Origin of the sequence: Streptomyces albofaciens JCM 4342, assembly GCF_008634025.1 — a bacterium.
GTDB classification, from domain to species: Bacteria; Actinomycetota; Actinomycetes; order Streptomycetales; family Streptomycetaceae; genus Streptomyces; species Streptomyces albofaciens.
The window spans coordinates 3,269,938-3,291,756 of record NZ_PDCM01000002.1; the positions used below are offsets into that span (position 1 = coordinate 3,269,938).

The following is a 21,819-nucleotide window of genomic DNA, read 5'->3' on the forward strand; positions in this document are numbered from 1 at the left end:
CGTACGGCTACTTCCCGGTCTCCTTGGAGACCAGCGCGACCGCCTCTTCCACGTCGTCGGTGACGTGGAAGAGCAGCAGGTCGTGCTCGGAGGCCTTGCCCTGGGCGACGACCGTGTCGCGGAGCCAGTCGACCAGGCCGCTCCAGTACTGCGTGCCGAAGAGCACGATCGGGAAGCGGGTCACCTTGCGCGTCTGGACGAGGGTCAGCGCCTCGAACAGCTCGTCGAGGGTGCCCATGCCGCCGGGCAGGACGACGAACCCTTGCGCGTACTTCACGAACATCGTCTTGCGGACGAAGAAGTAGCGGAAGTTCACGCCGATGTCGACGTGCGGGTTCATGCCCTGTTCGAAGGGCAGCTCGATGCCCAGGCCGACGGAGACGCCCTTGGCCTCCCTGGCGCCCCGGTTCGCGGCCTCCATCACACCGGGCCCGCCACCGGTGATCACCGCGAAGCCGGCCTCCACCAGCGCCCGGCCGAGGGCCACGCCCGTCTCGTACTCGGGCGAGCCGACGGGCGTACGGGCCGAGCCGAAGACGCTGATGGCGCTCGGGAGTTCGGCCAGCGCGCCGAAGCCCTCCACGAACTCCGACTGGATGCGCATGACCCGCCAGGGGTCGGTGTGCACCCAGTCCGTGTCGCCCTCGGCGGTGTCCAGCAGCCGCTGGTCCGTCGTCCCCCGCTGCACCTGATCGCGCCGGCGCACCACCGGTCCCAGCCGCTGTTCCTCCCACGCCCGCTCTTCCTCGGGGATGGCCATATCGTGCTCCCTCCGCTGCCGGTCGGTGTCCGGCAAGGGTAGATCGACACAGGTGACGGGCAGGGCAATTCCGGCTGCCGGGAGCCGGCCGCGACAGGTGTGCCGCCCGGGTCAGGCGGTGAGCCAGGCCCGCAGGCGCTCCTCGCAGTGCCGGATACGGTCGGTGGCGACCCTTTCGTCCTTCTTGTGCGCCAGCAGCGCGTCCCCGGGGCCGTAGTTGACGGCGGGCACGCCCAGCGCGCTGAACCGCGAGACGTCCGTCCAGCCGAACTTGGGCTTCGCGGTGCCGCCGACCGCCTCCATGAACGCGACGGCCGCGGGGTGCGACAGCCCCGGCAGCGCACCCGGCGAGTGGTCGTCGACGATCATCTCGGCGACGCCGCAGTCCGCGAAGACCTCGCGGACGTGGTCGAGCGCCTCCTGCTCGGAGCGGTCGGGCGCGTAGCGGAAGTTGACGGTGACCGTGCAGGCGTCGGGGATGACGTTGCCGGCCACGCCACCCTCGATCCCCACCGCGTTCAGGCCCTCGCGGTATTCGAGCCCGTCGATCACCGCGCGCCGCGGCTCGTAGGCGGCCAGGCGGGCCAGGATCGGCGCCGCCGCGTGGACGGCGTTGCTGCCCATCCAGCTGCGCGCCGAGTGGGCCCGCTCGCCCGCGGTGCGCAGCAGCACCCGCAGCGTGCCCTGGCAGCCGCCCTCGACCTGGGTGTCCGAGGGCTCCAGCAGGACGGCGAAGTCGCCCGCCAGCCAGTCCGGGTGGTCCTCGGCCAGCCGCCCGAGCCCGTTGAACTCGGCGGCGATCTCCTCCGCGTCGTAGAAGACGAAGGTCAGGTCGCGGTTGGGCGCGGGGACGGTGGCGGCGATGCGCAGCTGTACGGCGACGCCGGACTTCATGTCGGTGGTGCCGCAGCCCCACAGGACGCCGTCCTCGTCGAGCCGCGAGGGCACGTTGCCGGCGATCGGCACGGTGTCCAGGTGGCCCGCCAGCACGACCCGCTCGGCGTGGCCCTGGTGCGTGCGCGCGACCACGCAGTTGCCGTCCCGCTCCACCGTCAGGTGCGGGAGCGCGCGCAGGGCGTTCTCGACGGCGTCCGCGAGGACCTTCTCGTCCTGGCTGACCGACGGGATGTCGACGAGCTGCGCGGTCAGCTCGGCCGCGTCGCGGGAGAGGTCCAGTGCGGGGGTCTGCGTAGCGGGCTGCATGGGTCCGACCCTACCGGCGGCCCTCCAGTACCGTTGGGGCGTGTCCCCCCAGCCCACCGCTCCCGCCCGCAGCAAGCGCCTCCTGCGTATCGGCGCCGCCTTCGCCGTGCTCGTCGGGCTGGCCGTGTACCTCGTCGTCCAGTACGTCACCGGCGGCCCGGGGGCGCCCCGCTGTTCGGTGCGGTCCGCGGACGGCGGCGCCCCGTACGAGATCTCGCCCGAGCAGGCCGCGAACGCCGCCACCATCGCGGCCGTCGGCTCCGCGCGGAAGCTGCCGGAACGGGCCGTGACGATCGCGCTGGCGACCGCGATGCAGGAGTCCGGGCTGCGCAACATCGGCTTCGGCGACCGGGATTCGGTCGGCCTCTTCCAGCAGCGCCCCTCCCAGGACTGGGGCACGGTCGAGCAGATCATGGACCCGGTCTATTCGGCCGGGGAGTTCTACACCCACCTGGTCAAGGTGCCGGGCTATTCGCGGCTGCCGCTGACGGTGGCCGCGCAGAAGGTGCAGCGCAGCGGCTACCCGCAGGCGTACGCCAAGCACGAGCCGAACGCCGCGCTGCTGACCGGCGCGCTCACCGGGCGCGACGGGGCCGCGATGACCTGTTCGGTGAACCGCCCGGCGGACGGGAAGCACCCGGGCGGCACGGCCCAGGTGCGCGAGAAGCTGGTGCGCGAGTTCGGTCCGGACGTGCTGCCGCGCACGGACGGGACCGCGCCGGGCGGCGGCCGGGGCGACGAGGACGGCGGCCGGGTGCTGACGGTGCCCGCGCTGCCGGGCCCGTCCGGCGGCGAAGGGGACGAGGACGCGGTGACGCGCCGCACGCCGGGCGCCGGGCAGGCCGGCGGGGCGGCGTCGGACGCGATCGGCGCCGGCGGCGAGCGCCGCGGCTGGGAGCTGGCCACCTGGGCGATGGCCCACTCCGGCGAATTGGGCATCGAGCAGATTTCCTACGCCGGGAAGATGTGGTCCGCGGCCGATTCCGGGAAGGGCTGGCAGCAGGCGACCGGCGCGGCGGCGCGGGCTTCGGGTACGGACGTACGGATCGTCACCGGGCGGTGAGTGCGGCGGCGCGGTGCCGCCGGGGCCGGGACGCGGCCGTGACGCGGCCGTCCGGCGGTCGCGGGAGCCGTTGCCGTGCGCCGCGCCGGTAACCCGGACGGCCGTCCCGCCGTCAGCCCCGGCGTCACCGAGCAGCCGTCCGGCGGGTCGCTCGTTCGCGTTAACGCCGTCAATCCGGCGCAGAGGTACGACATCGCCGTGGACGGGGTCACCCGATCGGCGTGGAAGCCGCTTGAACACGGGGGCGTGACGTTTCCGCACCGTACTGCGTACGGCGGCCTTTGCCCGGTTTCCTCCGGAGCAGATTATGTGACACCCCACCGATTCTTTACCGGCGGCGCCGCAACCTTCCCGGGGCTGGCGCGGTAGTCACGTCGTGCGCCCGGCAGCCTCCGCGCCCCGCCCGGCGGACACGGCACGTCTGTCAGAAGAACCAGTCCCTCTCCGACAAGGAGCACCATGTCCCTCCCCCTTCGCCGGATCGCCCGAGCCGCGCTGCTGGTCGCCGCCGGCGCAGCCCCCGTGGTCGGTGCGGCAGGCTCCGCGAGCGCCGTGGAACTGCCGAAGGCCACCGAGCTGGGCGGTCTGACCGCGGTGGACACCGCCAGCCTCGCCGACGCCGCGGACGGCGCGGTGCAGGGTGCCGGCGACCTCGCCGGCGAGACCGGCGGGAACGCCGCCGAGGCGGGCAGCAAGGTCGTCCGCAAGGCCGTCCCGGCGCTGAGCAAGTCGGCCGGCAAGACCACCGGCAAGACGCTCAAGGAGACCGCCCCGGCCGCGAAGGAGGCGGCGAGCAACGCCGCCGGCGACACCGCGGACAGCGCGGGGGACATCCTCACCGACACCCTGCACACGGCCACCGAGGACGGCCTGCCGACCGACGGCCTCACCGAGACGCTGCCCGGCGACGGCCTGTCCACCGACGGTCTGACCGACTCGGTGTCCGCCGACGGCCTGGCCCAGGGCATCAGCGACAGCGGTCTGGCCTCGGACCTGCTGCCGTCGAACGGGCTGCCGATCAGCTGACGAGCCGCAGCGCACGAAGCCCGGGGCGGACGCCGTACGGAAGGCGTCCGCCCCGGGCTTTCGTGCGCGCGGGGTCCTCGTACGCGCAGGGCTTCCCGCGTACGCGCGCTTACTGCGCCAGGCGCCGTACGGCCGCGTCCACCCGCTCGTCGGTGGCCGTGAAGGCGACCCGTACGAACCGCTCCCCCGCCGTGCCGTAGAAGTCGCCGGGCGCGACGAGGATACCGCGCTTGGCGAGGTCGGCGACGGTGTCCCAGCACGACTCGTCGCGCGTGGCCCACAGGTAGAGGGACGCCTCGCTGTGCTCGATGCGGAAGCCGGCGGCCTCCAGGGCCTCGCGCAGGGCCGTACGGCGGCGGGCGTAGCGCTCGCGCTGCTCGCCGACGTGCTCGGTGTCGCCGAGCGCCGCGACCGTGGCGGCCTGCACGGGCGCGGGGATCATCATGCCGCCGTGCTTGCGGATCTGGAGCAGCTCGCCGAGGACGGCGGCGTCGCCCGCGAGGAACGCGGCGCGGTAGCCGGCCAGGTTGGAGCGCTTGGACAGCGAGTGGACGGAGACGATGCCGTCGTACGAGCCGCCGCAGACGTCCGGGTGCAGGACGGAGACCGGGTCGGTCTCCCAGCCCAGCTCGATGTAGCACTCGTCGCTGAAGACCAGGACGCCGTGCTCGCGTGCCCAGGCGACGGTGCGGCGCAGTTCCTCGGCGCCGAGCACGCGGCCGGTGGGGTTGGACGGCGAGTTGAGCCACAGCAGCTTGAGGCCGGCCGGGTCCAGGTCCCAGGGGTCGTCGTAGACGACGGGCTCGGCGCCGGCCAGGCGCGCGCCGACCTCGTACGTCGGGTAGGCCAGGCGCGGGTGGGCGACGCGGTCGCCGGCGCCCAGGCCGAGCTGGGTCGGCAGCCAGGCGACCAGTTCCTTGGAGCCGACGACCGGCAGGACGTTCGTGTGGGCCAGGCCGGTGGCGCCCAGGCGCCGCTCCGCCCAGCCGGTGAGCGCGTCGCGCAGCGCTGCGGTGCCCCAGACCGTCGGATAGCCGGGGCTGTCGGCGGCGTCCGTGAGGGCCTTTCGGACCAGCGCGGGCACGGGATCGACCGGAGTGCCCACGGACAGGTCCACGATGCCGTCGGCATGCGCGGCCGCCGTGGTCTTGTACGGCTCCAGCCGGTCCCAGGGGAAGACCGGAAGACGGGACGAAACGGTGCCCACGTTGCTCTCTTTCCTCACGTTCCTCAGGACCCACAGGGCCGAAAACGCCTCGGCCCCGTGCGGCGTCGGCACCCCGTCGCGCGTCCTACGCGCGGGGGCGGCCGGCCGTACGGGACCGGGGCGGCGCCATGCGGCCGCTCAGCCGTTCTGCGGCGGCAGCGCTGCGATGAAGGGGTGGTCGCGCTCGATCAGGCCCAGCTTGCTGGCACCACCGGGCGAGCCGAGCTCGTCGAAGAACTCCACGTTCGCCTTGTAGTAGTCCTTCCACTCCTCCGGGGTGTCGTCCTCGTAGAAGATCGCCTCGACCGGGCAGACCGGCTCGCAGGCGCCGCAGTCGACGCATTCGTCCGGGTGGATGTACAAGGACCGGGAGCCCTCGTAGATGCAGTCGACGGGGCACTCCTCGATGCATGCCTTGTCCTTGACGTCGACACAAGGCTGCGCGATGACGTAGGTCACGCTGTCGTTCCTCCTCGGTAGGGCTGGCGGACCGATTGGCAGTTCCGCCGCGGGGCGCGCGGGAGCGCGGCGTCGTCGATGCCCGCACCTAGTATCTCCGTTCCCGGGCACGAGACGAACAAGAGGGGCGGGTAGAGCCGTGGAATTCACTACCGGCGGACGGCTGGAGGTCCACATCACCCGTGCTGACGTGGGCAAAAGGGTATCTGTCCGGCGTCTGGACGGTGCCGGCGAGGGGTCCGCGAAGTTCACCGACACGGTGGGTGTTCTCACATCCTGGGACAAGGGTGTGCTGAGCATCACACGCCGGAACGGAGAGACCGTCCGGATTCCCGAGGCCACGCTGGTCGCGGGCAAAACGGTGCCCGCCGCTCCGGCCCGCCGCCGCTCCCCCGCGACGAGCGCCCCGGAGCTGGAGCGGGTGGCCGCCCGCGGCTGGCCGCCGGTGGAGAGCGCGTGGCTGGGCGAATGGCGGTTGCGGGCGAGCGGCGGCTTCACCCGGCGGGCCAACTCGGTGGCGGCCATGGGCGATCCGGGACTGCCGCTGGACACCGCGCTGGAGCGGGTCCGCGCCTGGTACGCGGAGCGCTCGCTGCCCGCGTACATCCAGGTCAGTACGGGTGCGCCGGGCACCCAGGAGCAGCTGGCGGCCGAACTGGACCGCCGTGGCTGGACGCGCGAGGTGACGGCGGAGCTGCGGATCGCGGCGCTGGCCCCGGTCGGCGACCTGGACGCGGACGTCTCCCGGGTGGCCCTCTCTCGGGAGATCGGCGCCGGGTGGCTGCGCCGCTACCAGCGGTCCGCCGAGCCGGGACCCGACGTGCTCAAGGTGCTGCACGGCGGCCCGTCCGTGTGGTTCGCGAGCGTGCCGGACGAGGCGGGCGAGGTGATCGCGATCGGGCGGTGCGTGGTGGACGGGCGGTGGGCCGGGTTCGCGGCCGTCGAGGTGGCCGCGGAGCACCGGCGGCGCGGGCTGGCCTCCGCCGTGATGGCGGCGCTGGCCCGCAAGGCGCTGCACGAGGGCGCTTCGGCCGCGTACCTCCAGGTGGAGACGGACAACCGGGACGCCCGCGCGCTCTACGACGGGCTGGGCTTCGTCACCCACCACCACTACCACCACTGGCGCGCCACTCAGGGAGGCCCGAGCTGAACGGGTACGAGCCGCGCGGGCATCCGGAGCCGGACGGGGACGGCGCGTCCGCCGAACGGCGGCGGCGGTTCGCCGAGGCCGCGCGTGACGAGCGCCCCGACCTGGCCCGGCTGTGTCTGCTGATCGCGGCGGAGGCCGACCCCGCGCTCGACGAGGCGGGCGCGGACGCGGTCCAGATCGAACTGGACGCGCTGGCCGGGCAGCTGCCGTTCGCCCCGGCCGGCGGCCCGCGCCCCTGGGCCCGCAACGTCGCCGAACTGCTCGGCGCGCGCCTCGGCTTCCGGGGCACGCCCGCCGACTACCGGCGCCTGGAGTCGTCGCTGCTGCACGAGGTGCTGCGGCGCCGGCGGGGCCTGCCGATCCTGCTGTCGGTGGTGTGGCTGGAGGTCGCGCGGCGGGCCGGGGCGCCGGTGTACGGGGTGGCGCTGCCGGGGCACTTCGTCGTCGGCTTCGGCGATCCGTACGGCGCGCACGTCCTCGTCGATCCCTTCGACGGCGGGCGGCTGCTGACCGACGAGGACGCGGGGGTGCTGGTCGCGGGCGCGACCGGGGCGCCGCTGACCGAGCAGATGCTCGCGCCGGCCGAACCGCTGGAGATCGTGCTGCGCATCCTGAACAACATCCGGGCGTGGGCGGCGGCCCGGCCGGAGCACAGCGCCGTACAGCTGTGGGCGATCGAGCTGTCCCTGCTGCTGCCCAGCCATCCGGCGCGGCTGCGGCACGACCACGCGCAACTGCTCGTCCAGCGCGGCGACTTCCTGGGCGGCGCGGCCGAGCTGGAGGAGTACGCGCAGGTGGTCGAGGCGGTCGATACGGCCGCGGCCGCGGCGCTGCGCCGTCAGGCCGCGGCGGCCCGGGCCATGCTCAACTGATCCGGAGTGTCCCGGTCCGCGGCGGCCCGCGCGTCGTCGCGCGGCGCGGTGTGCGGGCCGCGGCGCACGATCAGTACGGTCGCGTCGTCCTTCAGCCGCCCGCCGGTGAACCGCTCCAGGTCGGCGCGGAGCGTACGCGCCAGCTCGTCCGGTTCCAGGTGCGTCCAGCGGGCCAGGCGGTCGGCCAGCGGGTAGAACGCGCCGTCCGCGCCGCGCGCCTCGGTGACGCCGTCGGTGCACAGCACGACCCAGTCGTCCGCCAGCGGCTCGACGGCCACGCTCCGCCGTGTCTCGCCGGTCAGCCACCCCAGGCCCAGGGGCAGGCCGCCCTCGCCGTCGGTGCGCTCGGTGACCTGGCCGTCCCGTACGAGGTAGTACGGGATGTGACCGCAGGAGAGCACCTTCGCGCCGTCCTCCCCGCGCACCTCCAGCAGCAGGGCGGTGACGAACCGCTCCTGGCCGCCGCGCTCGGCGGAGCGGGCGTTGTAGCGGGACAGCGCCTGTTCCATGCGCTCGGCGACGGCTTCGAGGGTGTCCTTGTAGTGGGCCGCCTCCCGGAAGGAGGCCAGCACCTCGTGCCCGGCGCCGATCGCGGGCATGCCCTTGCCCTGGACGTCGCCGATCACCAGCCGCAGCCCGTGCGGTGTCTCCACCGCCTCGTAGATGTCCCCGCCGACCCGCGCGCCCTCCTGGGCCGAGACGTAGAAGCCGTAGGCCTCCAGCGGCCCGGCGGTCAGCGGCAGCTCGCGCAGCATCTCCCGCTGCACGGCGTCGGCGACCATGCTCGTACGGGCGTACAGCGCCTCCCGCTCCAGCCGCGTCCGGCACAGCACCAGCGCGAAGACGGCGACCAGCACCACCCCGAAGATCCCGACGGCCTTGCTGGCCAGGGACCAGTCCGGCACCAGCCGGGCGTGGATGTACGCCTGGCACAGCACGTACACGGCGGCCACCGCGGCGGTCCACCGGTAGGGGCAGCGCAGCGCGGCGATCAGCGGCGCGATGCCCATGAAGAGGGCGAAGTGCAGCTGCGGGCCGGACACCGCGTCCGCCAGCGTGATGGCCAGGGTCACGATGACCAGCAGCAGCGCCACACCGCGGTCACGCGCCGGGGTTCGCTGGAGAGTCGTCACCCCTCCAGCGTGCGCCCGTCCGACCGGTCGGCCCAGGGTCGAAAGTCCTGGTGGGAGCCGTGGCGCGGGTGAGACTCCTTACAGCGGCCGGGCCTTTACGGTGCCGGTGGGGCCGCGGTGGGGCTACAGCCAGCCCTTGTCGCCCGCCGTACGGACGGCTTCGGCGCGGTTGCGGGCGCCCGTCTTCTGGATGGCGGTGGACAGGTAGTTGCGCACGGTGCCCTGGGAGAGACTCAGGACGGCGGCGATCTCGGCGTTGGTGGAGCCGTCGGCCGCCGCGCGCAGCACATCGCACTCGCGGTCGGTGAGCGGGTTCGCCCCGTCGGCCAGGGCCGCCGCCGCGAGCGCCGGGTCGATGACCCGCTCGCCGCGCAGCACCCGCCGCACGGCGTCCGCCAGTTGCGCGGCCGGTGCGTCCTTGACCAGGAACGCGTCGGCGCCGCACTCCATCGCGCGGCGCAGGTAGCCGGGCCGCCCGAACGTGGTCAGGATGACGACCTTCAACTTCGGGAACTCGGCGCGCAGCAGGGCGGCGGCGTCCAGCCCGCTGATACCGGGCATCTCGATGTCGAGCAGCGCCACGTCCACAGGCTGCGCACGCGCCGCGGCAACGACCTCGTCACCCCGCGCGGCCTGCGCCACGACCTCCAGGTCCGGCTCCAGCCCCAGCAGCGCGGCCAGCGCTTCGCGGACCATGGACTGGTCCTCGGCGAGGAGGAGACGCACTTTCTGCGGGGGCTGGTCGTTGCTGGGGTCAGTCATGCGCCAACCCTAGCCAGCGGGCGGGACGTGCTGGTCAGCGCGCGGTCGGAGCGGGCGGCGGAGACCGTCCCTAGGCCCCGGACGGGCTGTGGTCCGTGGCCGGGCTGTGCGTGCCGTGGGCGGCGGTGCCGGTCAGCGGCGCGGCGCCGAGCGGGACGTAGGCGCGCAGGGCGAAGCCACGGCCGCGGTGTGCGGTGCCCGTCTCCAGGCGGCCGTCGGCCAGGGCGAGGCGTTCGCGCAGGCCGCTGAGGCCGTTGCCGTCGTGGCCGCCGCGCTTCGGGCCGGTGCCGTCGTCGATGACGGACAGGCACAGATAGCGCCGTTCGTCGGCCTCCCACTCCTCGGTGAGCAGCAGTTCGCAGCGCTCGGCGCCGCTGTGCCGTACGACATTGGTGACGGCCTCGCGCAGCGCCCAGGCCAGGGCGCCCTCGCCGTCCGCCGTCAGGCCCCGGTGCTCCTGTTCCAGGGCCGGGTCGATGTCCGCCGTGATCGCGGCGGTGCGCAGCGCGGCGCGGGCCCCGGCCAGTTCGACGGCGAGCCGGGGACGCCGGTAGCCGGTGACGGCCTCGCGGACGTCCACCAGGGCCTGGCGGCTGACCCGCTCGATGTCGGCGACCTGCTGGGCGGCGGCGTCCGGGCTGCCGGGCAGCATCCGCCCGGCCAGCTCGCTCTTGAGCGTGATCAGGGAGAGCGAGTGGCCGAGGAGGTCGTGCAGGTCGCGGGCGAGCCGCAGCCGCTCCTCGTTGGCGGCGAGCCGGGCGACCTCCTCGCGGGCGGCGCGCAGCTCCCGCATCGTACGGACCATGTGCTGCACGCCGACCATCGCGAACCCGCTGAGCAGGCAGGGCAGGGCGTACGCGAAGAGGTAGACCTGCACCTGCGAGTAGCGGAAGCCGATCACTACGAGCGTCGCGGTCAGCGCGGGGATGGCCCACCGCGAGATGCGGAACGGCTGGGTGACGCCCACCGAGACGCACGCGAACGTGAAAAGCACCAGCCAGTTCGGGCCGATCTCCCAGGACAGCAGGGCGGCGAGCGCCACGATGGCGAGCACGGCCGCCCGGACCAGGCCGCTCGGCAGCGGCCGGTGCGTCATGTGCCGGAAGAGCAGCGCGAAGTACAGGCTGATGAACGCCAGGAGACCGGCCCAGCCCAGTGCCTCGTCCGCCGGGGACAGGTCGCCCTCGGCCAGGTCCCCGATCGGACCCGTCAGGTACAGGAACCAGATGACGATCCAGATGCACTTGGTCAGCATCTGCTTGCGCGTGCGGGGCGCCACCCCGAACATCGCCGGGTTGGTCTCGGTCTCCGGCTCGGTCATGCCGTGCGCGTGTCCTTCCGATAGAGCCAGGCCGCGCTCCCGGCGAAGATGATCAGGTAGCCGGCGAGGATGGCCACGTCCTTGAGGTGCGGGGCGCTCCCCGCCTCGACGGCGGTGCCGAGTGCGGCGTACGCGTGGGTGGGCAGCCACTCCGCGATGTTCTGCACCCACTGCGGCAGGATCGTCAGCGGCATCCACAGTCCGCCGAGGAACGCCAGCACGAAGTACACCATCATCGCAATGGGGCGGACCGCGTCGCCACTGGCCAGGTAGCCGATGGCCACCCCGAGCGCGGCGAAGACGAAGCTGCCGAGCCAGGTGCCGACGGGGATGGCGATCCACTGCCAGGCCTCCAGGCGTACGCCCTTGACCGTGGCGCCGACGAGCAGGACGAGCAGGATCGACGGCAGGCTGATCGTCGCGGCGGAGGCCATCTTGGCGGCGACATAGCCACGTCCGGGCAGCGCGGTGAGCCGCAGCTGGCGCACCCAGCCCTTCTCGCGCTCCTTGGCTATCGCCTCGCTGTTGCCGAGGAGCACGGCGGTCATGGCGCCGAACGCGGACATGGCGACCATGTAGTACAGCCCCATGTCCAGCTTCATGCCCGGGATCGGCGTGCTGTCGGCGCCGCCCGCGATGATCAGGTAGAGCGCCGGCGGGTAGATCACCGAGAAGAACATGAACTTCTTGTTCCGCAGGGCGCGGACGATCTCCAGCTTGATCAGGGTGGTCATCGTGCCGCCTCCTCGGCGGTCGCTGCGTCGGTGATGGCGATGAACGCCTGCTCCAGGCCGAGTCCGGCCACTTCCAGGTTGCGCGGGTACAGACCGAGGCCGTAGACGGCGTGCACGGTCGCGTCCGCGTCCTGGGACTGGATGCGCACGGTGTGCCCGGAGACCTCCAGCGAGGTCAGGGACGGCAGGCCGCGCAGCGCCTCGCGGTCGGCCGGGGCGTCCAGGTCGAAGGCGATGCGGCGGGCGCCGGCCCGCGCCTTGATCTCGGCGGAGGTGCCGTCGGCCAGCACCCGGCCGCGGTGCAGCACGATCACGCGGTCCGCGATCTCGTCCGCCTCTTCGAGGTAGTGGGTGGCGAAGAGCACCGTACGGCCCTGCCGGGCCTGGGCGCGCATGGTGCCCCAGAAGGTCTGCCGGGAGGAGACGTCCATGCCGGTCGTCGGCTCGTCCAGCACGATCAGGTCGTTGGCGCCGGCCGTGGCGAGCGCGAACCGCACCCGCTGCTCCTGGCCGCCGGAGAGCTTGTCGACCATCCGGTCGGCGATCTCGGTGATCCCGGCGGTCTCCAGGATCCGGTCGACCGGATAGGCGTGCGGGTGCAGGTCGGCGGCGAGCCGGACCAGTTCGCGGACCTTGACGCCGGCCATCAGGCCCCCGCTCTGCAGCATCGCGCCGACCTTGCCCTGCTCGATGGCGCGCTGCGGGGTGGTGCCGAACAGCGAAACGGAGCCGGTGTCGGGATTGCGCAGGCCCAGCAGCAGGTCGAGGGTGGAGGACTTGCCGGCGCCGTTGGGGCCGAGCAGGGCGACGGTCTCGCCCGGGTACAGCTCCAGGTCGAGGTCGGCCACCGCCTTCACGGAACCGTAGCTCTTGCTGACTTCACGGAAGCTGACAACGGGCGCCGCCCCCGTGCGGCGCCCGGTGGCAGGTGGTGAGGTGGTGGCTGTGCTCGTCATGTGCACCAGCTTGCCGGTGCGGGGGTCCGCCCGGCAGTGTCGGGTGTCGTGACTCCGGCATGACAGATGTCATGGGTGGGGCCCCTAGGGGCCGCCCGGGGTCAGGGGGCGCCCTGACCGTTCCGCGCGCCGCAGAACTCGGCCTCCACCACTCCCACGTACGAGGAGGCGTCGCCCAGCCAGTCGCCGTTGATGTTGAACGTCAGCTGGTGCCGGCCGTCCGCGGTCCCGACGGCCCCGGACACCGAGCCGTTGGCGCGGCCCGTCTTGCCCACCACCGTCACGCCGCAGGAGAGGGTGACGGACTCGATGCCGAGCCCGTAGCGCCAGCCGGCGGCGTCCGCGGGCACGGTGGTGAACATCTTGCGGGTCGCCTCCGGGCCCAGCAGCCGGCCCCCGGTCAGGGCCCGGAAGAACGTGTTCAGATCACCGGTGGTGGAGATGATCTCGCCCGCGGCGCCGAGCCACGACATGTTCTGCTCGGTCGCGTCGACGACGGGCGCGTCGGGCTGCCGCTGGTGCAGCCGTGAGTAGGCGGTGGGGTGCGGGAGCGGCATCCGGGGGCGCGTGCCGGGGAAGGAGGTCTCGCGCAGCTTCAGGGGGGTCAGGATGCGCCGCCGCACCTCGTGGGCGTACGCGTGTCCCGTCACCTTCTCGATGACCATCCCGGCGAGGACGTAGTTGGTGTTGCTGTACGAGGCCGTGCCCGATGTGTCGCGCGGCGGCCGCTTCATGGCGAGGGCGACCAGTTCCGCGGGGCGGTAGGTGGTGTAGCGGTGGGCGGGGAATCCGGGGCCGGAGGTGCGGTCCGCGAACTCGGGGTCGCTGGTGTAGTTGAAGAGGCCGCTGGTGTGGTTCAGCAGCCTGCGCAGTGTGATGGCGCGGCCGTCGTTGCCGTTGCCGCGCACCACCCCCGGCAGCCACTTCTCGACGGTGTCGTCCAGGCTCAGGGCGCCCTCCTCCTCCAGTTGGAGGAGGACGGTGGCGATGAAGGTCTTCGTGATGCTGGCGGCGCGGAAGTGCTCGGCGCGGGTGCGTTCCCGGTGCGTCCCGGTGTCCGCGTGGCCGGCCGCGCCGAACCACCGGCCGCGCCCGTCCCAAGCCTCGGCGGCCACCCCGGGCAGACCGCCCTTTTCGACGACGGCGCGCAGCGCGTCCTGGGTGGCCCGGTGACCGTCCGAACGGAGGCCGTTCGCGCGGTGGCCGTCCGAACGGTGGTCGGGGGCCGTGGCCGCGGCGGCGGGCCCGGTGGCCAGGACGGCGGTGAGCGCCAGGGCGAGGGCGGTGGTGCGGGTGGTGGCGCGGGTGGTGCTGCGCAAGCGGCTGTTTTCGAAAGGCATGGCCGGGACGCTATGGCGCGCCGGGTACCGCCCAGTAGCGACGAAAGTAAGGGCCGCGACCCCACCTTCGGCAGGCGTCCGGCCGGGGCCGGTCGCGTACGGCACGACGTCGAGCCGGCTCCGTACCGTCGTACGGCACGACGTCGAGCCGGTCCCGTACCGTCGTACGGCACGCCGTCGAGCCGGTCCCGTACCGTCGTACGGAACCGGCTCGACGTGACGCTCCCGGAGCGACGCTCCGACGGCGTATCAGCCCGTGACCGCGCCCTCCACCTTGGCGACGCGCTTCTGCGGCGCGGGCGGCGCGGGCTTGCGCAGCGCCTGCTGAAGGGCCGCGGCGGCGTGCTTCGGGGCCATCTTGACCTTGCCGGAGCCGCCGTCGATCGACACGTTGTCGAAGGCGTGGCCGTACTTCTCCTCCAGCTTGGCCAGGTCGATGACCGGCTGGAGCGAGCCGTCCTGGGCGACGGTGAAGGACAGCAGCTCGCCGATGGAGCGCTGGCTGAACGGCACCTCGACACCGCCCGCCGACAGGTAGACCCAGCCGGAGACGGCCGGCTCGGCCACCTCCTTCATCGCCCGGTCGACCGCCGCCTTGTCCGCCTTCGGCCGCTGTTCGACGGCGGCCAGCACCACCGGGGTGTTCTTGCCGGTGGTGGCGCGGTCCAGGTACGCCTGCTCGATCTTGCTCTTGGACGCCTTGACGTCGACCGCCTTGTAGGGCTGGCCGTAGTGCGGCACGGCCTTGCCGTTCTCGAAGGTGATGCCGCCGTCCTTGGCGGCGCCCGCCGGCCCGGCGACCGCCTTGAGCGCGTTGTCCAGCTTCTCGTCGTCGGTGATCATCGCGGGCTTGGCGGTCCGCGTGCCGCCGAACAGCGAGCTGATGACGGAGACCGGGTTGTAGTCGCGGCCGGAGGCGTCCCGGACCGTGGCCTGGACGTCGATGTTCAGCCCGGCCTTGGCGGGCACGAGCGTCTGCTCCTTGCCGTCCACGGTCAGCTTCAGCGGCTCGGTACGGGCCTTCTGGACGGCCGCTTCGAGCTTCTTGACGGCCTCTTCCTTCGTGGTGCCGCCGATGTCCACGCCCAGCGCGGTGGTCCCGGTGGGGACGTCGGCGTGGTCGAGCAGCAGCCCCGCGCCGTACGCGACACCCGCGAGCACGACGACCGCGACGCCCAGCAGGACGATCTTGTTGCGGCCCTTCTTCTTCGGGTTTATCGGCTCGGGGATCTTCGGGCGCGGCGGGGCCGGGGTGTCCTGGTCCGCGCCCGGCCCGGGCGGGAAGGCCGCGCCGGACGCCGGGGCGGCGTCGGCGGGCACCGCCGGGATGCCGCCGACCAGGGTGTCGCCGGCCAGCTGGTCACGGTCGCCGCGGCCGGTGCCGGCGGGCGCGCCGCCGGAGAAGCCCCCGCCGTCCGTGCCGCCGCCCGGCACACCGCCCGCGATGCCGCCGGTCACGCCGAGGCCGCCGCCCGCTCCGGCGGGCGGGGCCGGGGGCTGCGGGGTCAGGACGGCCGTGTCGTCGGTCGCGGCGGGCCCGCCGGGCGTGCCCAGCGCGCCCGGGGCCTGGAAGCCGGACGGCCGGTCGAACGACGCGCCGCCGGTGGCCGGGCCGGCCGTCGGGCCGCTGGGGCCGGCGGGACCGGTGGGGACGCCGCGGCCGTCCGTACGGCCGGAGCCGCCGGGAGTGTCGAACGGGCTCGCCCCGCCCTGGCCCGCGGGCCCGTCGAACGGGGCGGCGGGCGCGTCGAACGGCGACGACGGGGCCGCGTCGAACGGCGAGTCGCCGCCGGGCGCGGGCGCGTCGGAGAAGAACGGCAGGTCCGGGCGCTGCTGCGAACCGGGGGCCGGGGCCTGCGGCGCCGTCGCGCCCGGCCGGTCCGGCGAGGCCGCCGGAGCGGCGGGCGGCGCGGCCGGGGAACCGGCGGCGGCCGTCGCGGGCTTACGGGGCGAGAACCAGTCACTGGTCTTCTCGGCCGGGGCGCTCTTGCCGCCGCCGGAACCGGCCGCCTCGGGCTTGCGGGTGCTGCCCGTGCGCTCGGCGCCCTTGGACCCGCCGTCGGAGGCGCCCTCACCGGAAGCGCGGGACACACCAGACGTACCGGATGCACCGGACGCACCGGAACCGGCCGCTCCGTTCGTGCCGGACTCCTCGCCGACGGGCTTGCGCACGACGACCGGCGGGATGGGGCGGGACCCCGGAATGTTGATCTTGATCCGCGTGGTCAGCGTGGTCTCGGTCTTCGGCTCCTCCGGCTTCGCCGCGGCGTCGGCCGCCGCCACGTCGTCCGCCTCGGAGTGAGGCGTGCCGTACGGCGGTGTCCCCGACGGGTACGCGGCACCGCCGCGCCCCTGGGCGCCGGAGGACGAACTGTCAGATTCACGACTCAAAGCAGGTTCTCCCGGTTGGCTCCGCCGCTCGTCAGTAAGGTGCTTGGGCGGCTCGGCGGCGCGCACCACCATACTGTCCACCGTGGGCGGGTACCCCGGGAGCGGCCCAACGCCCCACTCCCGGACCGCCGTGCGGTTCCGAAAATGATCTATCCGACCGGCTCCTACCTGCCAAGTCGGGCCGCTTGCGCACCGTTGGCCCGCATCTGCGAACCGGTGGCACAGATCACAGCCAGCGCGATGCCGCCGACGAGGAAGACATACGTGCCCGGGCTCGCGCCGAAGAGGAAGTCGCCCTCGGGACGGGAGTCGCTGAGCAGGATCACCGTCACCAGCCAGCCCGCGCCGGGCGCCAGCACACCACCCGTCCGGCCGAGCGCCCGCGCGCCCCCGTAGAAGAGGCCGCCGGCCCCCGCCAGCGCCAGCAGCAGTCCGCCGGGGAACCACGCGGCCTGGACGAGCCCGCCCGCGATGGCCACCACCGCGCCGAGGACGAGCAGCAGGACGTAAGCGGCCACCCGGCCGGGGCTCAGCGGCGCGGCGAGGCCGGTGCCGGGCGCCCTGCCCGCCGTGCCGCCGTCCGCCGCCGCTTTCCGGCCACTCCCGGCGGCGGCCGGAGTGCCCGCCGCGGGCCCCTTGCCGCCCGTCGTGGCCCTGGTCCGCTTCTTCGCGCCGCTCATACCGCCTTCTCCTTCTCGTCCGCGTTGCGCTCCTCGTCCCCCTCGTCGTCCGGTACGCCCGCGAAGAGATCGTCCTCGCGTTGCCCTTCCGCGGCGCCGGACACACCTCGCACCAGCTGGTAGTGCTCGGTGGCGAACAGCGGCTGCCCCAGGTCGTTGGAGAGCGCGAAGAAGGGCCCCTCGACGGCGATCTGCGTCGCGTGCGCCCGCATCGCCGCCGCTTTGGCGGCCCCGTACCGCTCACCGCCGGCGACCGAGGCGGTCACCACGGCGTCGTCCACGACCCCCGGCACATCGTCCACCTCGGCGACGCCGGGGAAGGACAGACCCGCCGCGCGCAGCCGCGCGAAGCCCGCCTCGACCGCCGAGCGCGGGTTGCGGTTCCAGTAGATCTTGGCGATCCGGTGCGGCGCGCCCAGCTCCGGGCGGAAGGCCGGGTCGGCGGCGAGGTCGGCGGCGCGCATCGCGACGCGGTGCGCCTTGATGTGATCGGGGTGGCCGTAGCCGCCGTTGTCGTCGTAGGTGACCAGCACCTGCGGCCGTACCTCGCGGACCACGGCGACCAGGTGCCCGGCGGCCTCGTCGAGGTCGGCGCCCCAGAAGGCGCCCGGCCGCCCGTTCTGCGGCGCGCCCATCATCCCGGAGTCGCGGTAGCGGCCCGCGCCGCCGAGGAAGCGGTGGTCGGTGACCCCGAGCGCCGCCATGGCGGCGGCCAGTTCCTCGACCCGGTACGGGCCCAGCGTGTCGTCGCGGTCCGGCGCCAGGTGGGCCAGCTCCGGCGGGATGACCTCGCCCTCCTCGCCCCGGGTGCAGGTCACGAGCGTGACCAGGGCACCCTCGTCCGCGTACTTGGCCATCGTGGCGCCATTGTTGATGGACTCGTCGTCCGGGTGCGCGTGCACGAGCAGCAGCCGGCGGGCGGGAAGGTCGGTCATGGGAACAGCGTACGAGCCGGGTGGCCGGGACTCAGCATCCGATCCGGCCCGCCCGGCCCGCCCCCCGGCAGGAGCGCCCGCTCACCGCCCGTGACCGGCGGGCACCGGCGGAAGGGGTGCGGAAGCGGCCGGAACGCGCCGGGTGGCGGCCGGAACGCGCGGCGGAGCGGCTAGAACTTGATGCCGTTGAGCATGCCCGCGATGTTCGTCGTCATCTGCTTGATGGTCGGGCCGATCGACGAGCTGGCCAGATAGAACCCGAGCAGCATGCACACCAGCGCATGCCCCGTCTTCAGCCCGGACTTCTTGACGAGCAGGAAGACGATGATCGCCAGCAGCACCACCGCCGAAATCGTCAGTGCCACGGCGGCTCACCTCCAAGTACGCACGGTCCGGACAGCGTTGGGACGGTGCGGGACCGACGGCCGACGGCCCCGCGGGCACGGGGAAGTCACGCTCCACTCCCTTACCCACTCCGCGGAAGGGATCATAACTTTCCACGCTCGCGCATATGTCGGTGCACGGGAGCAGAACGGGGGCGCACGCGATCATCGCGAGTCCCGCCGCGCCCGCGTCCCGCCCCGTAGGCTCGTCCGCATGACCGGACAGCTCTCCTTTCCCCGGCAGCACGCCCGGACCCAGCGCTTCTCGCTGGGCGCGCCACGCGGCTTCGCGGTCGCGCCGGACGGCTCGCGCGTCGCCTTCCTCCGTTCCCGTACGGGCACCGATCGAGCGAATCTGCTGTGGGTGCTGGATCTCGACGAGGGGCGGGAGTACGCCGCCGCCGACCCCCGGACGCTGCTCGCCGGCGCGGACGAGGAGCTCTCCGCCGAGGAGCGGGCGCGCCGCGAACGCACGCGCGAGGGATCGTCCGGGGTGGTGGGGTACGCCGTCGACGCCGCCGTGGAACTCGCCGCCTTCACCCTCTCGGGCCGTCTGTTCACCGCCGAGCTGCGCGCCGGCACGGCCCGTGAACTGTCCGTGCCGGGGCCGGTGGTGGACCCCCGGCCGTCGCCCGACGGGCGGCACATCGCGTATGTGTCGCAGGGCCGGCTGCGGGTCGTACCGGCCGACGGGCCGGAGCGGCAGGCGGACGGCGCGGGCGACCGTTCGCTCGCCGAGCCGGACGGTCCGCACGTCACCTGGGGTCTGGCGGAGTTCATCGCGGCCGAGGAGATGGGCCGGTACCGCGGCTTCTGGTGGTCGCCGGACAGCGACCGCGTGCTGGCCGCGCGGGTGGACGACGCCCCCGTACGGCGCTGGTGGATCGCCGACCCCGCGCACCCGGACCGGGAACCGGCGCAGGTCGCCTATCCGGCGGCCGGCACCCCCAACGCCGGGGTGGGCCTCGCCCTGCTCGGCCTGGACGGCTCGCGCACGGACGTGACGTGGGACCGGGAGCGTTACCCGTACCTGGCGCGGGTGCACTGGTCCGCCGCCGGTCCGCCCCTCCTGCTCGTCCAGTCCCGCGACCAGCGCGCGCAGCGCTACCTGACCGTCGACACCAAGACCGGCGCCACCAGCACCCTGCACGCCGACGAGGACCCGCGGTGGGTCGAACTGGCCGCCGGGGCGCCCGCCTGGACGCCGGACGGCCGCCTGGTGCGCATCGCGGACGAGGGCGGCGCGCGCCGCCTGTTCGTCGGCGACCGGGCGCTGACCGCCGCGCCGCTGCACGTCCGCGCCGTCCTGGACATCGGCGAGGACGACGTGCTGTTCACGGCGAGCGCGGAGGACCTGCACGACATCGGCGTCTACCGCGCCTGGTACCGGGGCAGCGGCGACCAGGGCGGCTGGGAGCGGGTCGGGCGGCGCCCGTACCCGTCGGTGTCCTCCGCGGTGCGCGGCGGCTCCGTCGCGGTGCTCTCCCACGTGTGCCTGGAGCGGCCGGGGGCGCAGACGGAGGTGGTGCGCCTGGAGGCGGACGGCGGCGAGACCTGGCTGGCCGGGATCGGCTCGTACGCCGAGGTCCCGGTGCTGGCCACCAGCCCGCGGCTGGTCCTCGCGGGCGAGCGGCGCATCCCGTGCGCGGTGGTGCTGCCGACCGGTTACGAGGAGGGCGACGGGCCGCTGCCGGTGCTCATGGACCCGTACGGCGGTCCGCACGCGCAGCGGGTGGTGGCCGCGCACAACGCCCATCTGACGTCGCAGTGGTTCGCCGACCAGGGTTTCGCGGTGGTCGTCGCGGACGGGCGCGGCACCCCGGGCCGCTCCCCCGACTGGGAGAAGGCCGTCCACCACGACCTCGCCGCGGTGGTCCTCCAGGACCAGATCGACGCGCTGCACGGGCTGGCCGGGCGGTTCCCGCTGGACCTGGACCGGGTGGCGATCCGGGGCTGGTCGTTCGGCGGCTACCTGGCGGGGCTGGCGGTGCTGCGCCGCCCCGACGTCTTCCACGCCGCCGTCGTGGGCGCCCCGGTCACCGACCAGCGCCTGTACGACACCCACTACACGGAGCGCTACCTGGGCCACCCGGACGAGGACCCGGCCCGCTACACCGCCAACTCGCTGGTCGGCGACGACGGCCTGGTGGACGCGGCGGAGCCGCACCGCCCGATGATGATCGTGCACGGTCTCGCCGACGACAACGTGGTCGTGGCGCACTCCCTGCGCCTCTCCTCGGCCCTGCTGGCCGCCGGCCGCCCCCACGAGGTGCTGCCACTGTCGGGCGTCACCCACATGACACCGCAGGAACAGGTCGCCGAGAACCTCCTGCTGCTGCAGGTCGACTTCCTCAAGCGGTCGCTGGGCATGCGGTGAGCCCGGCGGGCCGCCCGTAGCGCGCTCACCAGTGCGGCGGCAGCTTCGACGGCGGGGCCGGTGGCGTGAAGCCCGGCGGCACCGGCCCCGCCTCCGGACCGCGAGAGCGTCTGCCGTCGACCGCGCGCGCCAGTACGGCCAACGCCACCAGCCCGGCCAGGGCTATGAACGCCGAACTGGCGACCTCCAGTTGGCGTGATGCGGGCAGGGTGGAGAGACGGCCGAGCAGTCCCGCGCGCTGCTCGGCCGCCAGTCCCGCGGCGCCGTGCGCCAGCAGCAGCGCAGCGGTCAGCATGCCCAACGGGCGCACCGATACGGCACGTTGGGCGACACCGACGGCCGACACCAGGGCCAGCAGCACGAGTGACAGCAGGTACCAGTTGGGCGGCGGCTGTAGCAGGGAGCGGAAGGTTCCGGTGCTTCCGATGACGTCGGCCCAGTACAGCGGCCACCCCAACTCGCGTATCCAGTACGCCTGCCGGCCTGCCAGTACCAGTCCGGCGCCGACCAGCAGCAGGGCGGCCGACACGGCGGGACCGAGGCGCAGGCGGCCGGGCGGGCGGCCGGTGCCGTGCCGGCCGGCCGAGGCGGCGATCAGCAGGAGCACGCTCAGCAGAAGTGCGGCACCGGCCGTGATCAGCACCCATTCCCTGACGCCCGGTTCCGGGCCGGACAGCCGCTCACCGCCCAGGGTGCGCAGCAGCGGCAGGCGGAACAGCAGCGTCACGGCCGCCATCGCGGTCAGCGCGCAGGGGGCGGACGGCGCCCGGCGCAGCACGGCCGCCGCCACGCAGAGGTAGCCGAGCAGCAGCAGCGGGTCGAGCAGCGTGGTCGCCCACGTCGGCGGCCCGTGCGGCCGGACCGGCTCCCCGGCCCACAACCACCATACGTCCACGGCGCGTTCGGCGATCCACAGGTCACGAGCGGCCCACGCGGCACACGGCAGGGCCAGTAACGCGCACAGCAGTACGGCGAACCCCCCGGCGCCGCGCGCGCGAGCCCTTCTCCGCCCCATGACGTGGCCCACCCCCTGCCCCCGCACGGACAGGTCTACTCCACTCACCGCA

20 protein-coding genes are annotated in these 21,819 nt (G+C 73.9%); 5 read left to right on the plus strand and 15 right to left on the minus strand.

Annotated features, from left to right (window positions below; genetic code table 11):
• Positions 1–7 precede the first annotated feature (7 nt).
• The gene (locus CP973_RS34090; RefSeq protein ID WP_150247717.1) at positions 8–760 is read right to left on the minus strand and encodes an LOG family protein; all 753 of its coding nucleotides are present in this window, start codon (positions 758–760) and stop codon (positions 8–10) included.
• Positions 761–871: 111 nt separating this feature from the next.
• Positions 872–1,963, minus strand: coding sequence for a succinyl-diaminopimelate desuccinylase (gene dapE / locus CP973_RS34095; protein WP_150247719.1), 1,092 nt, complete (start codon positions 1,961–1,963; stop codon positions 872–874).
• Positions 1,964–2,003: 40 nt separating this feature from the next.
• On the opposite strand from dapE, the gene CP973_RS34100 reads away from it, so the two are divergent.
• The gene (locus CP973_RS34100; RefSeq protein ID WP_208853350.1) at positions 2,004–3,026 is read left to right on the plus strand and encodes a VldE C-terminal domain-containing protein; all 1,023 of its coding nucleotides are present in this window, start codon (positions 2,004–2,006) and stop codon (positions 3,024–3,026) included.
• A gap of 459 nt (positions 3,027–3,485) precedes the next feature.
• The gene (locus tag CP973_RS34105) at positions 3,486–4,052 is read left to right on the plus strand and encodes an ATP-binding protein (RefSeq protein WP_150247723.1); all 567 of its coding nucleotides are present in this window, start codon (positions 3,486–3,488) and stop codon (positions 4,050–4,052) included.
• Between the two features lie 109 nt (positions 4,053–4,161).
• Here the strand turns inward: CP973_RS34105 and dapC are convergent, their stop codons facing one another.
• Both dapC and fdxA read right to left on the minus strand, forming a co-directional pair.
• Positions 4,162–5,259 carry a succinyldiaminopimelate transaminase gene (gene dapC, locus CP973_RS34110; RefSeq protein ID WP_150247725.1) on the minus strand — a complete coding sequence of 366 codons (1,098 nt, stop codon included), beginning with the start codon at positions 5,257–5,259 and terminating at the stop codon, positions 4,162–4,164.
• Between the two features lie 138 nt (positions 5,260–5,397).
• Positions 5,398–5,718: a ferredoxin gene (gene fdxA, locus CP973_RS34115; protein ID WP_003985062.1), complete on the minus strand. Its 321-nt coding sequence runs from the start codon at positions 5,716–5,718 to the stop codon at positions 5,398–5,400.
• Positions 5,719–5,857: 139 nt separating this feature from the next.
• On the opposite strand from fdxA, the gene CP973_RS34120 reads away from it, so the two are divergent.
• Together CP973_RS34120 and CP973_RS34125 are read left to right on the plus strand one after the other, a co-directional pair.
• A complete protein-coding gene (locus CP973_RS34120) occupies positions 5,858–6,868 on the plus strand; it encodes a GNAT family N-acetyltransferase (RefSeq protein ID WP_150247727.1) in 1,011 nt (336 codons plus the stop codon).
• Positions 6,865–7,740: a transglutaminase family protein gene (locus CP973_RS34125; RefSeq protein ID WP_150250681.1), complete on the plus strand. Its 876-nt coding sequence runs from the start codon at positions 6,865–6,867 to the stop codon at positions 7,738–7,740. Before CP973_RS34120 ends, CP973_RS34125 begins: the two co-directional genes overlap by 4 nt.
• On the opposite strand, the gene CP973_RS34130 is transcribed toward CP973_RS34125, so the two are convergent.
• From CP973_RS34130 to CP973_RS34175, 10 genes are all read right to left on the minus strand, one after another.
• The gene (locus CP973_RS34130) at positions 7,707–8,873 is read right to left on the minus strand and encodes a PP2C family protein-serine/threonine phosphatase (RefSeq protein WP_244410185.1); all 1,167 of its coding nucleotides are present in this window, start codon (positions 8,871–8,873) and stop codon (positions 7,707–7,709) included. The genes CP973_RS34125 and CP973_RS34130 overlap by 34 nt on opposite strands.
• A gap of 123 nt (positions 8,874–8,996) precedes the next feature.
• Positions 8,997–9,635 (minus strand): response regulator transcription factor, encoded by a 639-nt coding sequence (locus tag CP973_RS34135; protein WP_150247729.1) that lies wholly within the window; start codon positions 9,633–9,635, stop codon positions 8,997–8,999.
• 70 nt (positions 9,636–9,705) lie between these two features.
• On the minus strand, positions 9,706–10,956 hold the full coding sequence (locus tag CP973_RS34140) for a sensor histidine kinase (protein WP_150247731.1): 1,251 nt from the start codon (positions 10,954–10,956) through the stop codon (positions 9,706–9,708).
• Positions 10,953–11,690 carry an ABC transporter permease gene (locus CP973_RS34145; protein ID WP_150247733.1) on the minus strand — a complete coding sequence of 246 codons (738 nt, stop codon included), beginning with the start codon at positions 11,688–11,690 and terminating at the stop codon, positions 10,953–10,955. The genes CP973_RS34140 and CP973_RS34145 overlap by 4 nt, the downstream gene beginning before the upstream one ends.
• A complete protein-coding gene (locus CP973_RS34150) occupies positions 11,687–12,646 on the minus strand; it encodes an ABC transporter ATP-binding protein (protein ID WP_150247735.1) in 960 nt (319 codons plus the stop codon). The genes CP973_RS34145 and CP973_RS34150 overlap by 4 nt, the downstream gene beginning before the upstream one ends.
• Positions 12,647–12,747: 101 nt before the next feature.
• On the minus strand, positions 12,748–13,986 hold the full coding sequence (locus CP973_RS34155; protein ID WP_150247737.1) for a serine hydrolase domain-containing protein: 1,239 nt from the start codon (positions 13,984–13,986) through the stop codon (positions 12,748–12,750).
• Positions 13,987–14,235: 249 nt separating this feature from the next.
• Positions 14,236–16,377 (minus strand): hypothetical protein, encoded by a 2,142-nt coding sequence (locus CP973_RS34160; RefSeq protein WP_150247739.1) that lies wholly within the window; start codon positions 16,375–16,377, stop codon positions 14,236–14,238.
• Positions 16,378–16,541: 164 nt separating this feature from the next.
• A complete protein-coding gene (locus CP973_RS34165) occupies positions 16,542–17,057 on the minus strand; it encodes a DUF6113 family protein (protein WP_150247741.1) in 516 nt (171 codons plus the stop codon).
• Complete coding sequence (gene mshB / locus CP973_RS34170; RefSeq protein WP_150247743.1) at positions 17,054–17,992, minus strand: N-acetyl-1-D-myo-inositol-2-amino-2-deoxy-alpha-D-glucopyranoside deacetylase; 939 nt, start codon at positions 17,990–17,992, stop codon at positions 17,054–17,056. Before mshB ends, CP973_RS34165 begins: the two co-directional genes overlap by 4 nt.
• Positions 17,993–18,162: 170 nt before the next feature.
• Positions 18,163–18,357: a hypothetical protein gene (locus tag CP973_RS34175; protein WP_003982289.1), complete on the minus strand. Its 195-nt coding sequence runs from the start codon at positions 18,355–18,357 to the stop codon at positions 18,163–18,165.
• 232 nt (positions 18,358–18,589) lie between these two features.
• Here CP973_RS34175 and CP973_RS34180 point away from each other — a divergent pair, with 232 nt between their 5' ends.
• Positions 18,590–20,752 carry a S9 family peptidase gene (locus tag CP973_RS34180; RefSeq protein WP_150247745.1) on the plus strand — a complete coding sequence of 721 codons (2,163 nt, stop codon included), beginning with the start codon at positions 18,590–18,592 and terminating at the stop codon, positions 20,750–20,752.
• Between the two features lie 25 nt (positions 20,753–20,777).
• Here CP973_RS34180 and CP973_RS34185 read toward each other — a convergent pair whose 3' ends face one another.
• Entirely contained in the window at positions 20,778–21,767 is a 990-nt protein-coding gene (locus tag CP973_RS34185; protein ID WP_150247747.1) for a hypothetical protein, read from the minus strand.
• Positions 21,768–21,819: the final 52 nt, after the last annotated feature.